Source organism: Streptomyces durmitorensis, from assembly GCF_023498005.1.
Classification (GTDB): Bacteria; Actinomycetota; Actinomycetes; order Streptomycetales; family Streptomycetaceae; genus Streptomyces; species Streptomyces durmitorensis.
In genome coordinates this window covers 5,954,320-5,968,266 of record NZ_CP097289.1, presented here as the reverse complement: position 1 = coordinate 5,968,266, position 13,947 = coordinate 5,954,320, and the positions used below count along the sequence as shown (strand labels likewise).

At 72.4% G+C, this 13,947-nt stretch carries 13 protein-coding genes; 5 read left to right on the top strand and 8 right to left on the bottom strand.

Features of this window, described 5'->3' with window-relative positions; genetic code table 11:
* Positions 1–21: 21 nt before the first annotated feature.
* The 5 genes from M4V62_RS26720 (at position 22) to M4V62_RS26700 (ending at position 6,138) form a co-directional block, all read left to right on the top strand.
* Entirely contained in the window at positions 22–1,176 is a 1,155-nt protein-coding gene (locus M4V62_RS26720) for a sensor histidine kinase (protein WP_249589751.1), read from the top strand.
* Positions 1,176–1,811, top strand: a complete 636-nt coding sequence (locus M4V62_RS26715; RefSeq protein WP_249593011.1) for a response regulator transcription factor — start codon at positions 1,176–1,178, stop codon at positions 1,809–1,811. Before M4V62_RS26720 ends, M4V62_RS26715 begins: the two co-directional genes overlap by 1 nt.
* A gap of 117 nt (positions 1,812–1,928) precedes the next feature.
* Complete coding sequence (locus M4V62_RS26710; protein WP_249589750.1) at positions 1,929–3,170, top strand: sensor histidine kinase; 1,242 nt, start codon at positions 1,929–1,931, stop codon at positions 3,168–3,170.
* Positions 3,103–3,774 carry a response regulator gene (locus M4V62_RS26705; protein WP_249589749.1) on the top strand — a complete coding sequence of 224 codons (672 nt, stop codon included), beginning with the start codon at positions 3,103–3,105 and terminating at the stop codon, positions 3,772–3,774. The genes M4V62_RS26710 and M4V62_RS26705 overlap by 68 nt, the downstream gene beginning before the upstream one ends.
* 156 nt (positions 3,775–3,930) lie before the next feature.
* Positions 3,931–6,138 (top strand): MMPL family transporter, encoded by a 2,208-nt coding sequence (locus tag M4V62_RS26700; RefSeq protein WP_249589748.1) that lies wholly within the window; start codon positions 3,931–3,933, stop codon positions 6,136–6,138.
* Here the strand turns inward: M4V62_RS26700 and M4V62_RS26695 are convergent.
* From M4V62_RS26695 to M4V62_RS26660, 8 genes are all read right to left on the bottom strand, one after another.
* On the bottom strand, positions 6,113–6,403 hold the full coding sequence (locus tag M4V62_RS26695) for a hypothetical protein (RefSeq protein WP_249589747.1): 291 nt from the start codon (positions 6,401–6,403) through the stop codon (positions 6,113–6,115). The two genes, M4V62_RS26700 and M4V62_RS26695, sit on opposite strands and share 26 nt — an antisense overlap.
* A 112-nt stretch (positions 6,404–6,515) precedes the next feature.
* Complete coding sequence (locus M4V62_RS26690) at positions 6,516–7,193, bottom strand: response regulator (RefSeq protein ID WP_249589746.1); 678 nt, start codon at positions 7,191–7,193, stop codon at positions 6,516–6,518.
* Complete coding sequence (locus M4V62_RS26685; protein WP_249589745.1) at positions 7,154–8,455, bottom strand: sensor histidine kinase; 1,302 nt, start codon at positions 8,453–8,455, stop codon at positions 7,154–7,156. Before M4V62_RS26685 ends, M4V62_RS26690 begins: the two co-directional genes overlap by 40 nt.
* Before the next feature lie 215 nt (positions 8,456–8,670).
* Entirely contained in the window at positions 8,671–10,365 is a 1,695-nt protein-coding gene (locus M4V62_RS26680; RefSeq protein ID WP_249589744.1) for a long-chain-fatty-acid--CoA ligase, read from the bottom strand.
* Between the two features lie 43 nt (positions 10,366–10,408).
* Positions 10,409–10,864 (bottom strand): DUF3592 domain-containing protein, encoded by a 456-nt coding sequence (locus M4V62_RS26675; protein WP_249589743.1) that lies wholly within the window; start codon positions 10,862–10,864, stop codon positions 10,409–10,411.
* A 159-nt stretch (positions 10,865–11,023) separates the two neighbouring features.
* Positions 11,024–11,626: a lytic polysaccharide monooxygenase auxiliary activity family 9 protein gene (locus M4V62_RS26670; protein WP_249589742.1), complete on the bottom strand. Its 603-nt coding sequence runs from the start codon at positions 11,624–11,626 to the stop codon at positions 11,024–11,026.
* Positions 11,627–11,741: 115 nt separating this feature from the next.
* The gene (locus tag M4V62_RS26665; protein WP_249589741.1) at positions 11,742–12,431 is read right to left on the bottom strand and encodes a nucleoside/nucleotide kinase family protein; all 690 of its coding nucleotides are present in this window, start codon (positions 12,429–12,431) and stop codon (positions 11,742–11,744) included.
* Positions 12,418–13,596, bottom strand: coding sequence for an SPFH domain-containing protein (locus tag M4V62_RS26660; RefSeq protein ID WP_249589740.1), 1,179 nt, complete (start codon positions 13,594–13,596; stop codon positions 12,418–12,420). The genes M4V62_RS26665 and M4V62_RS26660 overlap by 14 nt, the downstream gene beginning before the upstream one ends.
* Positions 13,597–13,947 lie beyond the last annotated feature (351 nt).

Sequence of the window (13,947 nt, the reverse complement as noted above, 5' to 3'; positions counted from 1 at the left end):
CCGCCGCTCGGTCCACGGCCGATGGACGGTGCCCCGCCCCCGTCGAAGCCGACGGCGCGCCTCCTGAGGGCCACCGGTGTCCTGCTCAGCTGCTTCACCGCCCTCCTCGGCCTGCTGTACTTCATCCTGGCCGGCGCCCTGCTCGGCGCCTTCCTGCTGTGGCCGCGCACCCGAGGCCGGGCCCACGCCCTGCTCGCCTCGGGGGCCCGCAGGCTCACCGCCATCGAGCGCGCGAGGCGCTCGGTCTTCTTCCGTGACAGGTTCCCGGAGCACCACGCCTCCGACCAGCGGGTGCTGCGCTACCTCGCGGCCCGTACGTACGCCGGGCTGCTGTGCGGCGTCGTGGTCGGACTGCTCGTCTTCGGGGTCGTCCTGGCCGGGCTGCTCGCCGCGGGCGTCGCCCGGTCCACGCTGACCTGGCAGGAGCTGCTTACCCAGGTGGTGCTCGGCGGCGTCCTGCTCTTCCTCGACGTCCAGGGCCTGAACTCGCTGGCCGCCCTGGACGCACGCCTGGCCCGCGAGTGCTTCGGGCCCTCCGAGCGCGAGCTCCTGGAGCGGCGCATCCAGGAACTGGCCGCGAGCCGCGCCGCGGTGGTGCGGGCGGTGGACGCGGAGCGGCGGCGCGTCGAGCGCGATCTGCACGACGGCGTCCAGCAGCGCCTCGTGGCCCTTGCCATGCTGCTCGGCCGTGCCCGCCGCGGCAAGACGCCGGAGCAGTCTGACGCCCTCCTGGAGCAGGCGCACAGGGAGTCGCGGGAAGTGCTCACCGAACTGCGCGAAGTGGCCTGGCGCGTCTATCCGTCGGCCCTGGACAACCTCGGTCTGCAGGAGGCGCTCGGCGGGGTCCGTGAGCGGTGCGGCATCCCGATGAGGATCGAGTACGACGTTCCCGAGCCGCTGCCCGCGGCCATCGAGACGGCCGCCTACTTCGTCGTGTCCGAGGCCGTGACCAACGCGGCCAAGCACGCGTCCGCAGCGGACATCTTCGTCAGCGTCAAGGGACACGGCACCTACCTGGCCGTCCTGGTCCGCGACAGCGGCGTCGGCGGCGCCGACCCGGCGGGCAGCGGTCTGACCGGGCTGCACAGCCGGGTGGCCGCGCTCGACGGCAGACTGGACGTCCACAGCCCCTCCGGGGGGCCCACCACCATCACCGCGGAGCTGCCGTGCGCGTAATGCTCGCCGAGGACTCGACCCTGCTGCGCGAAGGGCTGATCCGGCTGCTCGCCGAGGAGGGGCACGAGGTGCTCGCCGGGGTGGGTGACGCCGTGTCGCTGCTGCGTGAGGTGGAGGCGCGGACGCCGGACGTCGTGGTCACCGACATCCGGATGCCGCCGACCCACACGGACGAGGGGCTGCGCGCCGCGGTGGAGATCCGCGAGCGCTGGCCCGGGGTCGGCGTGCTCGTGCTCTCCCAGCACGTGGAGCGCAACTACGCGGCGCAGCTGCTCACTCCGAACGCCGAGCGGGTCGGCTATCTCCTCAAGGACCGTGTCGCGCAGGTCGACGAGTTCCTCGACTCGCTGGAGCGGATCCACGCGGGCGGCGCCGCCATCGACCCGGAAATCGTACGGCAGTTGGTCATCCGCACCACGCACACCGACCCCCTCTCCCGCCTCACGCCCCGCGAGCGCACCGTCATCGAGGCGCTCGCGCAGGGCCACACCAACGCGGCCATCGCGCAGAAGCTGCACATCTCGCTGAGCGCGGTCGAGAAGAACCTCAACACGATCTTCGACAAGCTCGACCTCTCGCGCACCACCGGCTACAGCCGCCGGGTGCTCGCGGTGCTGCGGTACCTGGAGTCCTGAGGACCCTGCGGAGAACCGCAGACGCCTTCGCCCCGCACATATCCCCCGCACCGGTGAGGACAGCGCCGCCGGGCCGCCGCGATACTGGCACGGCCTCCTGCCCCGAGGAGCCCGCCGATGCAACGTCCCTTCCCCGCCCTGTCCCGGCTGCGCACCACCCACACCGCCCACCCCTACGTCGTGGACACCGCGCTCGCCGCCCTGGTGCTCTTCGCCGTCTCGCTCCAGTTCCTCTTCCCCGACGAGGGCGGCGACCCGCTGAGCGCGGCCGGGTTCGCCCTCGGTGCCGGGACCGCGGCGCCGCTGATCTGGCGGCGCCGCGCGCCCTTCGCCTGTGCCTCCGTGATCGCCGTCTTCACGCCCGTCATGGCGCTCTACCACCGGCCGCCGCCCGACGTCTGCTTCGGCGGCATGGTCGCCCTCTACACCGTGGCCGCCCTGAGCACGCCGCTGAAACGGCGCGTCATGCTCGCCGGTTGGCTGACGGGGGCCGCCGTCACCATGGCCTTCAAGGAGCACGCCGAGCCGTACGAGTACCCCTTCCACCTGCTCAGCCTCGTCAGCGCGTACGCCCTGGGTGCCTTCGCCCGCGTGCAGCGCGCGTACACCGCGGCCCTGGAGGACCGGGCCCGGCGCCTGGAGCGGGAGCGCGCCACCGAGACGGCGCGTGCGGTCGGCCAGGAGCGGTCCAGGATCGCCCGCGACATGCACGACATCCTCGCCCACGCGGTGAGCCTGATGGTGGTCCAGGCAGAGGCGGGACCCGTGGTCGTCCGCAGCGATCCGGACCGTGCGGTGGGGGCGTTCGAAGCGATCGCCGGCGCGGGGCGCGACGCGATGGTGCAGTTGCGGCGGATCCTGGGCGTCCTGAGGGAGTCGACGGCGCCGGACGCCGGACGGGACCCGCAGCCGACGCTCGCGGCGCTCCCTGAGCTGGCCGCACTGGTCGAACAGGCGGGCCTGCGCGTGGAGTTGACGGAAGAGGGAGAGCCCCGTCCGCTCCCGCCCGACGTCGAGGTGGCCGCGTACCGCATCGTCCAGGAGGCGCTGACCAACTGCGTCAAGCACGCGGGAGCGGCGACGGTGACCATTCAACTGACCTGGTACGCGGCCGAGTTGAGGCTGCGGATCCAGGACGACGGAGCCGGGCTCTCCGGCGCGCAGGGCGCGGGGCACGGCCTGGTCGGCATCCGGGAACGCGCCGCCGCCTGCGGTGGCACCACCGAGGCCGGGAACGGACCCGATGGTGGATTCCGTGTCGCCGTCACGCTGCCCACGGCATCCTTGGGGGATGAGCATCCGGGTGGCGGTCGCCGACGATCAGGAGCTGGTGCGCAGCGGCTTCTCCATGATCCTTGAGGCACAGCCCGACATCGAGGTGGTGGCGGAGGCGGGTGACGGCGCCGAGGCGGTGGCGGCGGTGCGCCTGCACGCCCCCGACGTCATCCTCCTGGACATCCGCATGCCGGGGATGGACGGCATCGAGGCGGCCCGCCAGGTGTGCGCGCAGTCCAGCTGCCGGGTCGTCATGCTGACCACGTTCGACCTCGACGAGTACGTGTACGAGGCGCTGTACGCAGGGGCGAGCGGCTTCCTGCTCAAGGACGTCCGCAGGGACGACCTGGTGCACGCGGTGCGGGTCGTGGCGGCCGGGGACTCCCTGCTCGCTCCCTCGGTGACGCGGCGCCTGGTGGCGGACGTGGTCCGGCGCCGCCGCACGGAGTCCGACGCACCTGCCGTGTCGCCCGCCGAACGCCTCTCGGTGCTCACCGCCCGCGAGGAGGAGACGCTGCGGCTGCTTGCCCGGGGGCTCTCGAACGCGGAGATCGCGGCGTCGTTCGTGGTCAGCGACCACACGGTGAAGACCCACGTCAGCAACGTCCTGTCGAAGCTGGGGCTGCGGGACCGGGTGCAGGCGGTGATCTGCGCGTACGAGACGGGGCTCGTGGTTCCGGGGAGCTAGGGCCACTCACCGACCTGCCGCCGCCTCCCCCGCCCGACGGAGGTCTACCCCGCTCGGGGGAGAACGCAAGACCGCCCGCCACGGCGATCCGCCACGCGCGGCGGAGGGCGACGCTGAGGGGCGACCCGGACCCCGTCCATGGAGGAGGCAGAGCCCATGTTGGCCGCCCTCGCCCGCTCAGCGACCCGACGCCCCCGAACCGTCGTCCTCATCTGGCTCCTTCTCCTCGTCCTGGGTCTCGGCTTCGGCACCCGGGTCTTCGGCGACCTGACCTCGTCGGTCGAGGACGTCCCCGGCAGCGAGTCCGTCGTCACCGAGGAACGCCTGGCCGAACTCACCCCGGACGGCGAGGACTTCAGCGCCATGGTGTCGGGCCCGGACGTCGAATCCCCACGGGTCCGCGCGCAGGTGGACGACGCCGTGGCCGACGTACGGAGGCAGCCGGGCATCGCCCAGGTGCCGGATCCGTACACCACCCGAGGCCTTGTCGCCCAGGACGGCAAGGCCCTGCTCGTCCCCGTCGTCCTCAAGGGCGGCCTCGACGACGACGCCGAGGAGGAGGCCGTCGGCGACGCGGCCGACCGCCTGCGTGAGATCACCGCCGGTGACGTGGCGGTGAGCGGCGGGCCGCTGCTCGGCGAGCAGATGGGCGGCAGGGCTCAAGAGGACGTCGCACAGGCCGAGTTGATCACCCTGCCCGCCGTACTGGTCGTCCTCCTGCTCATCTTCGGCGGGCTGCGGGCCGCCGGTCTCCCCCTCCTGGTCACCGTGAGCGGCGTGGCCGGTGCGTTCCTGACCCTCTACGGCTTCAGCCAGTTCACCGAGATCTCCGTCTACGCCGTGCAGATCGTCACCATGCTCGGCCTCGGTCTCGCCGTCGACTACGCGCTCCTGATGGTGATCCGCTTCCGCGAGGAGCGGGGGAAGACAGAGGAGACGGGGAGGACAGAGGAGCGGGGAAAGACGCAGGACGTGGCGCAGGCCGTGCACGCGACCGTCGCCCACGCCGGACGCACCGTCCTCTTCTCCGGCCTGACGGTGGCCATCAGCCTCTCGGGGCTCGTCTGGTTCCCCAGCCCCTTCCTGCGCAGCATGGGCCTGGCGGCCGGTGCGGTGGTCGTCGTCGACATGCTGGCGGCGCTGACGCTCCTTCCGGCGCTGCTCGCCCTGTTCGGCGGCAAGATCACGCCGTCAGGGACGAAGTCCCGTACGAAGAAAGCAATTTGGCGTCGAGGAAGGGCGGCCAGTGGCGCACCCGCCCCCGAACCCGGCGCCTTCTTCGCCCGCCTCGCCCTCTTCTCCGCCCGGCGCCCCCTGGCCGTGGCCGGCACCGCCGTCGCCGTGCTCACCTTCCTCGCGCTGCCCGCCTTCGGGATGCGGATCAACATCGGGGACGCCCGGCAGCTCCCGCACGACACCGAGGCGCGGCAGCTGTACGACACCGTGCGCGAGCACTATCCGGCGGGGACGGACACCGACCCGGTCCAGGTGCTCATCGGGCCCGGCGCCGAACCCGACTGCGAGGACAAGATCCGGGCCCTGCCCGGGATCAGGTCGGCCGACAGCGAGCGGCTCTCCGACGGCACGGTCCTGCTCGAACTCACGCCGACCGGATCCGTCGACGGTCCGGCCGCCACCCGGCTCGTGGAGCAGGTGCGCGACCTGCGCGGCGACGAGCCGGTCCGGGTCACCGGCAACGCCGCGAGCCTCGTCGACTTCCGTTCGATGCTCGCCGAGCGCGCGCCCTGGGCCGTACTCACCGTCCTGGTCGCCCTGTTCGCCCTGCTCTTCGCCTTCACCGGCTCGCTGCTGCTCCCGCTGCGTACGCTCGCCACCACCCTGCTCAGCCTGGGCGCCGCGCTCGGCGTCGTGGTGTGGGTGTTCCAGGACGGGCACGCCGCGGGGCTGCTCGGCGGTGAGGGGCTCGGGGCGCTGAGCCTGACCGCGCCGCCGCTGATCATCGCCATCGCGTTCGGACTCGCCATGGACTACGAGCTGTTCATCCTGTCCCGGATGCGGGAGGCGTGGCTGGAGACCGGCGACCACCGTGCCGCCACCGTCGAGGGGCTGCGCCGCTCGGGCCGCGTCGTCAGCTGTGCGGCGCTGCTGCTCGCGATCGTCTTCGGCGGCTTCATGACCGGCGGCTTCTCACCGATCCTGCAGATCGGGCTCGGCCTGACGCTCGCGGTGCTCATCGACGCGACCGTGGTCCGGATGTTCCTCGTCCCGGCGACGATGACGCTGCTCGGCCGCCGCGCCTGGTGGGCACCGGCGCCGCTGCGGAGGATCCATCAGCGGTACGGGCTGCGCGAGGCGCCGACGGCCGCCCCCGTGCCGGTCAGGCAAGCACCACCCAGTCCATGAGCAGCGCGGCCACCAGGCCGACGGCGAGGAGGTAGCTGCCGAGCCGGGTCCGTCCGCGCCTGCTGAGTTCGATCACCAGGCCGCAGAGGACGAGCAGCAGCCCGTACACCCCCACCACCAGGACGGACGACCGGCTCGCCAGGCGCACGGCGAGCACCACGGCCGCCGCGGCCATCAGCACCGAGGCCGCGGCGATCCGTATGCGCCGTGCCTGGCGCGGCGTGAGGCCTGCCCGTACTGCCGGTATCTGGTCTGACGTGCTCATGGTTCAGGATCGTAATGGACCAGACCGGTGGCCAGTGCATGATGCACGCTTTCCGGGCTGTCCTGGCTGTCCGAGCTGTGCTGGCTGTCCTGGCCGTGCTGGCTGTGCTGGCTCAGGCCCTCAGATACGCGAGGACGGCGAGCACCCTGCGGTGGGTGCCGTCCGCGGGCGGCAGGTCGAGCTTTCCCAGGATGTTGCCGATGTGTTTGCCCACCGCGGCCTCGCTGACGACGAGTTCGGCGGCGATCGACGCGTTCGACCTGCCCTCGGCCACCAGGCCGAGCACCTCGCGCTCGCGCGGCGTGAGCTGTTCGAGGGGGTCGCGGCGGCGCCTGATCAACTGCCGTACGACTTCCGGGTCCACGACCGTGCCGCCCGCCGCCACCTGCGTCACCGCGTCGGCGAACTGCTCGACCTGGCCCACCCGGTCCTTGAGCAGATAGCCGACGCCGGTGCCTTCGCCGGTGTCCAGGAGCTCGGCGGCGTACGAACGCTGCACGTACTGGCTGAGCACGAGGACCGGGAGCTTCGGCCGTTCGGCACGCAGGGCGAGTGCGGCGCGCAGGCCTTCGTCCTGGAAGGTGGGCGGCATGCGTACGTCGGTGAGGACGAGGTCCGGTGCGTGCTCCTCGACGGCGGCGCGCAGCCCCTCCGCGTCGCCGAGCGCGGCGGGCACCTCGTGGCCGAAGCGGGTGAGCAGGCCGACGAGCCCTTCGCGGAGCAGCACGCTGTCCTCGGCGACGACGATCCTCAGTCGGTGGTGAGGGCTCGGGGTTGCTGGGCTCGGCACGGGATCTCCACGGACAGTACGGTCGGGCCGCCGGGCGGGCTGGTGACGGTCAGTGTGCCATCGAGCACCGCGATGCGGTCCGCCAGGCCGGTGAGGCCGGTGCCGCGGCCGGGATCGGCACCGCCCTTGCCGTTGTCGCGCACGTCGATGCGGAGGGTTTCGTGCTCATGGCGGGCGGTGATGTGCGCGCGGGGGGCTTCACTGTGGCGGGCGATGTTGGTGAGGGCCTCGCGGGTGGTGAAGTACCCGGCGGATTCGACGGGTTCGGGCAGGCGGGGCAGGCCGTCCAGGTCGGTGTCGACGGGGATCGGGGAGCGTTCGGCCGCGTCCTCGATGGCGGCGGCGAGACCGTAGTCGACGAGGACCTGGGGGTGGATGCCCCGGATGAGCTCGCGCAGTTCGGTCAGTACGTTCCCCGCCTCGTCGTGGGCGGTGGCGAGCTGGGCGGCGAGGGGGCTGCCGGGGGTGACGTCGAGCCGGGCGAGGCCCAGGGTCATGGTCAGCGCGACCAGGCGCTGCTGGGCCCCGTCGTGCAGGTCCCGCTCGATCCGCCGCCGTTCGGCTTCGAAGGCGTCGACCAGGCGGGCCCTGGAGCGGGTCACTTCTGCCAGCTGGTGGGTCAACTCGGCCTCGCGCGGGGCGAGGAGGAGACGGGCGAGGGCGGCGCGGGCGGTGGCGTAGGCGCCGAGGGGATAGAGGAGTGGGGCGAGCAGGGCAAGGCCGAGGAGGGCGATGGCGAAGGCGTGCGGATAGTCACTGACGAGCCAGAGCTTGGCGGCGCGGATCTCGCCGCCGTCCAGGGCGAGTTGGGCCGGGGCGCCGATGAGGAGGGCGGGGGCGCCGAGGGTGCAGGCGAGCACGAGGAGGTCGAGGGGCCACAGGACCAGGGCGAGAAGCGCGGTGTACGCGAGCTCGCGCCAGGTGGCCTGCTCCTTGACGCGCAGCTTGAACCAGGCGGGGATGCCGGGGGCTTCGGGGGTTCGGTGGGGGGTGGGGGCGGGGGGTGCGGGGTCGACGAGGGTGAGGCGGCGGCGTTCGAGGGCGGCGACGGGGATGCCGGCGAAGGCGAGAAGGCCGAGGAGGGGAATCCCGACGAGTACGACGACCAGCACCCCGCCGAGGAGGGCCAGCGCCAGCCCGCCCACGAGAACGAGCGCGCCCAGCAGCACGCCCCCGACGAGGTACGCCACAGCCCTGCCGGGCGCGCTGCTCCCCAGATAGCCGCGCCGCCCCAACGCCACTCTTACGCTCTCCCTGGCCATGGGGCCCACGGTATGCCGGGGGGGGGCGGGCGGGGCCGCGCCGGTATGTCCGTCCTCGCTATCGTCCGGTGGCCGCGACTGCTGCTTCGCTGCTGGAGTGCCGCGAACCGTGCTCCGGGCGGACATACCGGCACGTCCCCTCACGTGCGTGGCCGACTACCGGGTAACGGGTGGGTGGGCGGGAAAGGCCTGTTCGTGCAGGGGCGGATGCGGGGTTACGGGCGGATGGGCGGGAGAGGTCCATGCGGCCCCGGCAGCAGCCCCTCCCGCCCCTGGGCGCGATACTGCCCCAGCAGCGCGGACTCGTCCGCCGGGGTGAACCGGCGGTAGGCCCCCGCCCCGGGGTCAGGACGCCACCACACAGGATCCCCGCAGCGAAACCCCTCCCTGCGCAAGGCGCCCCGCGCCACCTTGTTCGTGGCGGTCACCGGCATCTCCCGAGCAACCCGCACAAAGCGGGGCGCCATCTTCGTACCCAGGTCCGGCTGCGACAGCAGGAATTCGGCGAAGGCGAGCGGAGAGAACGCCACCCCCGCCCGCGGACACACCGCGGCCATCACCTGATCCCCCGCCACAGGATCCGGCACCGCGTACACCGCGACCGCCGCCACCCCCTCCCACCGCGCGAGAATGCCCTCGATCATCGCCGCCGCCAGGTTCTCGCTGTCCACCCGCAGCCGGTCGTCCGTGCGGCCCGCGAAGTAGAGGAACCCCTGCCCGTCCCGGTAGAAGAGATCCCCTGTCCAGTACCACCCGTCCCGTAGCCGCGCCGCATCCGCCTCCGCGTTGCGCCAGTACCCCTCGAAGGGCGTCCGGCCCTTGTTCACCAACTCCCCTATCGCCTCATCCCCGTTCAGGAGCCGTCCGTCCGCCGCGAAGACGGCGGGCGGGCACTCCTCCCTCGTGGCGGGGTCCACCACCGCCAGCTCGTCCCCCGGCGCCCCGCGCCCGATCGCCCCCTCCGGCGTCCCCGGCGTCCGCTGGATCGCCGCGCCGCCCTCCGATGAGCCGTACCCCTCCACGAGCCGCACACCGAACCGCTTCTCGAAGCGCGCCGCGTCCACCGCCCCGGCCTCCGTGCCGAAGCCCATCCGCAGGGGGTTCTCCGTGTCGTCGGGACCATCGGGCGTCGCGAGGATGTACTGCACCGCCCTGCCCACGTACGTGAAGTACGTGGCCCCATAGGCCCGTACGTCGTCCAGGAACGCCGAGGCCGAGAACCGGCGCCGCAGCGCCACCCCCGCCCCGCCCGCCAGCGCGGGCGCCCAGTCCGCGATCACCGCGTTGCCGTGGAACATGGGCATGCAGATGTAGTGGACGCCCTCCGGGCCGAGCCGGAAGTGGCTCACCAGGGACTGGCCCGCCGCCGCGAGACGGCCCTGGCTGCAGATCGCGGCCTTGGGCGCCCCCGTCGAACCGGAGGTGAAGTAGAGGAGCATGCGGCTCGCCGGTGTCGCCGCCCGCGATGTCTCCGGGCGCGCTTGTGCGTAGGGCGCGAGCAGTTCGGCGTAGGCGTCCGTATCCGTCACCAGGATGCGTATGCCGGGGAGTTGGAGTCCGTCGAGGAGCGGGAGGTGTGCCCGCTCCGTGATCAGGATCCGGCAGTCCGTGTGCACGATGTCGCGGGCCAGTTCCGCACCCCTGCGCGTGGGGTTGATGCCCGCCACCGCCGCACCCGCGAGCGCCGCCGCACTCAGCCACAGCGGGTACTCGGGGGTGTTGTCGAGCAGGACGCCGACGTGCGGCTCGGCCCCTCTCGGCAGCAGGTCGGCGAGGAGCGCCGCCCTGGCCGCCGCGCCCGCCGCGACCTGGTGGTGGGTGAGTTCCTGGTGCTCGAAGCGCAGCCCGGGGCGGTGGTCGCCCCAGCGGGCCTGCACGAGTTCCGCGACGGTACTCCCGGTGGACTCCATGGCCGCGCACCATAATTGATGGTGCGTCAGATTTGGAGGGCGACTACGGAAGGTCTGACCCGAACAGGTCGTTCGCCGACACGGTGAAGTAGACGCAGAAGGCGAGCATGGCGGCGAGGAAGCAGAGCTGACCGATCGCGCTCGCCGCGTTCTTGACGGGGCTCGGCGCGTGCGCCGTCGCCTTCTCGGGGCGGCCCGCCGCGTAGTGCACGGTGACGAAGTCGCCCTCGATGGTCGTCGCGGGGCCGTTCTCCTCCTCGAACCTGACGGGGCGGCCCGTGGACGGCGTGAACTCGTAGACGTGGCGCAGCGTCGTGGTGGTGTGGCTGCTGTCGCTGTGGCGCCTCGTCGTGGTGTACGTGCGCAGGCAGCGCGCCTCAGCCGTCAGGCCGCTCGCCCACGCCTGCCTCAGCTCCAGGGCGCGCCTGGCCACCTTGACCGCCATCACGATCGCCACCGCGGCGATGAACACGGGCACCGCGACGAACATGAACTCCATGACTGTCCCCCGATAGTCGGTATTGCTGGGCGTTGCTGGGTATGGCCGTTCTGCGCACGCCGTCCCGGTCGTGGACGGCGTGCGCAGAACCTACCCGCGGGGAGTGCCGTGGAGCCTCAAGCCCTGCTCAGAACTTGACGTGTTCAGAACTGGACGTACTCAGAACTTGACGTCGGAGCAGGCGTAGAACGCGTTCGCCGTGTCGTGGACCGTCCACACCGCGACGATCACGTGGTGTCCGCTCCTGCCGCCGGGAATCGTCCCGGAGTGCGAGAGCGTGGCGGGCGGCTGCTGCCCGTTGTAGGGGACGTTGAGGAACGGGGCCGTTTCGAGGGCGGCCCGGGTCACCGGCTTGCTCTCGTCCCAACCCTGCTTGGTTATGTAGTACTTGAAGTCGGTGGTGCGGTGACGCGCCGTGAACTGCCAGCGGAAGCTGTAGTTCTGACCAGCACTCACACTGGTCGTCGGCCAGGCACCGCCGCCCGGCGCCTTCGGCTGGTTGAGCGCGTCGAAGCCGCTGACGCCCGCCGAGCAGATCTTGCCGTCGGCCGGACCGGAGGCGGGGAAGCCCTTCGGGCCTTCGACGCTCTGGGGTTCGTACTGGATGGAACCGCAGCCGCTCACCGTGCCGTTGGCACAGTTGATCTGGCGGCTTGCAGGCAGATCGGTGTAGCCGTGACTGCTCGCTCCACCGGACGAGAGCGCGAGGGCCCCGAACGTGGTGGCGCCGAGCATGGCCGCGTACATCTTCTTGTTTCGCATGCTGCCGCTCCAGGGGAAACGTGGGGGTTCCGTGAACCGTGCGCGCGCCTGCGGCACTGCGGATGCAGTGAGAGCAGTGGGTGCAGTGAGTACTGCGGTCTAGACCAAGCCCAGATTATGGGCGGTAGTTGAACATGTCCATACCAATAGTGGAGACGATCCGATCGCAGCGCCCACGCGACTTCTCCACGAGGTCACCGTTGGGACCGTCATTAGTCGCCACCCACTCGGCCGCCCCCTCGGCCGTCCGCCCGCCCGCCAACTGGCGCTCGACAAGGCGCAGTTGGCGTACCTCCGCAGGTGCCTGCACGTACCAGCACTCCCCCATGAGCCGCCGCGCGTCGCGCCAGCCGGGCAGATCGCAGGCCAGGTAGTTCCCCTCGGTGACGACGAGACGGGCACTCGGCGGCACACGGTGACGGGCGGCCACGGGCTCGTGGAGCGTGCGGTCGTAATCGGGTACGTAGATGTCGTGCCCGGTGTCCTGGAGCACACGGGTGAGCAGCGCGACGTATCCGCGGACGTCGAAGCTCGGCTCCGAACCCTTGCGGGAGGTGAGGGAGAGGCGCTCCAGCTGGTCGTTCGAGAGGTGGAAACCGTCGAGCGGGAGATACGCGGCGCCCTCGCCGATCTCCGCCACCAGCGCCCGCGCCAACGTCGACTTGCCCGCGCCGGGCGGCCCCGCGATCCCGAGGAGGGTGCGGGGCCGGTCCGCGGTCAGCCTCCGGGCGTCCCGGGCGAGGGCCGCGAGGTCGGGGGCGAAGTGGTCGGCCGTGTGGTCAGCGGTGTGGTCAGCGGTCTCCATGCCCCGTATAGAACGCCACCGTCAGGTCCTTGACCAAGGCCTTGCGCTCGTAGTCGTCGAGCTCGACCAGGCCGCGGGTGGTCAGCCGGGTCACCGTGTCCTCGACGGAGTCCACCACCGAGGTGAGCACGCTGTCGCGGTGCCGTGCGTCCAGGGCGGCGACCCGGCGCAGGCGCATGGTGTCGGCGATCTCGGGGGCGTACTCGATCCGGGTCGGCTGGGCCGAGAAGATCTCGATGCCGACCGGCTCGGCCTCCACCGCGAGCATCCGGGTCAGCGCGTCGCCGACGGCATCCGCGTCGCGCAGGGTCGCGGTGTCGTCGTGGAAGGCGTCGGCGGGAAGGCGGGACAGGACGCGGGCCGTCGCCGCCTCGACGCACTCGCGCAAGTACTCCTGGTGGTCGGCGACGCCGAGCGTCGCACGCGCCGCGTCCTTGACCCGCCAGACGACGAGGACGACGACCCGCAGCGCGACCCCGCCCCGGTCCACCGCGGGCATCGGCTCGCTGCGCCAGTGCCTCAGGCGTACGTCGACGCGGCGGCGCAGGAGGAGCGGGTTGACCCACATCAGCCCGGTGCGGCGGACGCTGCCGCGGTACCTGCCGAAGAGCGTGAGCACCCACGCCGTGCCGACCCGGCCACGGGCGAGGCCCCCGAACCCGAACAGCGCGAGCGCACCCGACCCGGCGAGCGAGGCCCACTGCGCGAGGCCGAGCCCGGCGTACGCGTCGTACTCGTCGGACCAGGGCAGCCCCGCCGCCTGCGCCACCGGCTCGGGCAGCACCCCCGCCCAGCACAGCGCGGCCGCGCACCCGGCGACGCCCGCGGCCCCGCCGATCACCCCGACCGCACCGGGCAGCACGGACGCGGGGCGCTCGCCGAGGGACGGGTCGACCTCGGGCAGCGGGCGGGCCACCGGAGGCGCGGGCCGCCGGGCGGTGCGCGGCTGCTCCCCCGTCCCCTGCCTGCGCCGCACCACGGCGGGCGGCAGCGACACCCCGGGCTCACCGGGGTCGTCACGGAAGAGCAGGTGGATGGGGATCTCGGTGGTGGCCTCGCTGTGGATCAGGCGCGGCGGGCGGGCAGGCGTCGAGTCGGGGGCGCCGGCGACCTGCGGTTCCTCGGGCTGGGGGGTCTGTGACCGTGATGCCGCTGTCGCACTCATCCTTGCCTCCGCCTCATACGTGCCTCGATCTCGTACGCAACCCGGTCACATCCGTGCCCCGGCCTCACTCGCGCCCCGGCTTGATCCGTCATCCGGTCACTTCCGTGCCCCGGCCCGACTCGCACCCCAGCCACACCCGCCATCCGGCCACCTCCGCGCCCCGACCCGACCCGCGCCCCAGCCACACCAGCAACCCGGTCACATCCGTGCCCCGGCCCAACTCGCGCCCCGGCCACACCCGCCATCCGGTCACATCCGTGCCCCGTCCCGACCCGCGCCCCAGCCACACCAGCAACCCGGTCACGTCCGTGCCCTGGCCTCACTCGCACCCCAGCCTCATCCACCATCCGG

Coding starts and splice junctions, on each gene's coding strand:
- M4V62_RS26720 (WP_249589751.1), top strand. CDS start 22: ATGGACGGTGCCCCGCCCCCGTCGAAGCCGACGGCGCGCCTCCTGAGG.
- M4V62_RS26715 (WP_249593011.1), top strand. CDS start 1,176: ATGCTCGCCGAGGACTCGACCCTGCTGCGCGAAGGGCTGATCCGGCTG.
- M4V62_RS26710 (WP_249589750.1), top strand. CDS start 1,929: ATGCAACGTCCCTTCCCCGCCCTGTCCCGGCTGCGCACCACCCACACC.
- M4V62_RS26705 (WP_249589749.1), top strand. CDS start 3,103: ATGAGCATCCGGGTGGCGGTCGCCGACGATCAGGAGCTGGTGCGCAGC.
- M4V62_RS26700 (WP_249589748.1), top strand. CDS start 3,931: ATGTTGGCCGCCCTCGCCCGCTCAGCGACCCGACGCCCCCGAACCGTC.
- M4V62_RS26695 (WP_249589747.1), bottom strand. CDS start 6,403: ATGAGCACGTCAGACCAGATACCGGCAGTACGGGCAGGCCTCACGCCG.
- M4V62_RS26685 (WP_249589745.1), bottom strand. CDS start 8,455: ATGGCCAGGGAGAGCGTAAGAGTGGCGTTGGGGCGGCGCGGCTATCTG.
- M4V62_RS26680 (WP_249589744.1), bottom strand. CDS start 10,365: ATGGAGTCCACCGGGAGTACCGTCGCGGAACTCGTGCAGGCCCGCTGG.
- M4V62_RS26675 (WP_249589743.1), bottom strand. CDS start 10,864: ATGGAGTTCATGTTCGTCGCGGTGCCCGTGTTCATCGCCGCGGTGGCG.
- M4V62_RS26670 (WP_249589742.1), bottom strand. CDS start 11,626: ATGCGAAACAAGAAGATGTACGCGGCCATGCTCGGCGCCACCACGTTC.
- M4V62_RS26665 (WP_249589741.1), bottom strand. CDS start 12,431: ATGGAGACCGCTGACCACACCGCTGACCACACGGCCGACCACTTCGCC.
- M4V62_RS26660 (WP_249589740.1), bottom strand. CDS start 13,596: ATGAGTGCGACAGCGGCATCACGGTCACAGACCCCCCAGCCCGAGGAA.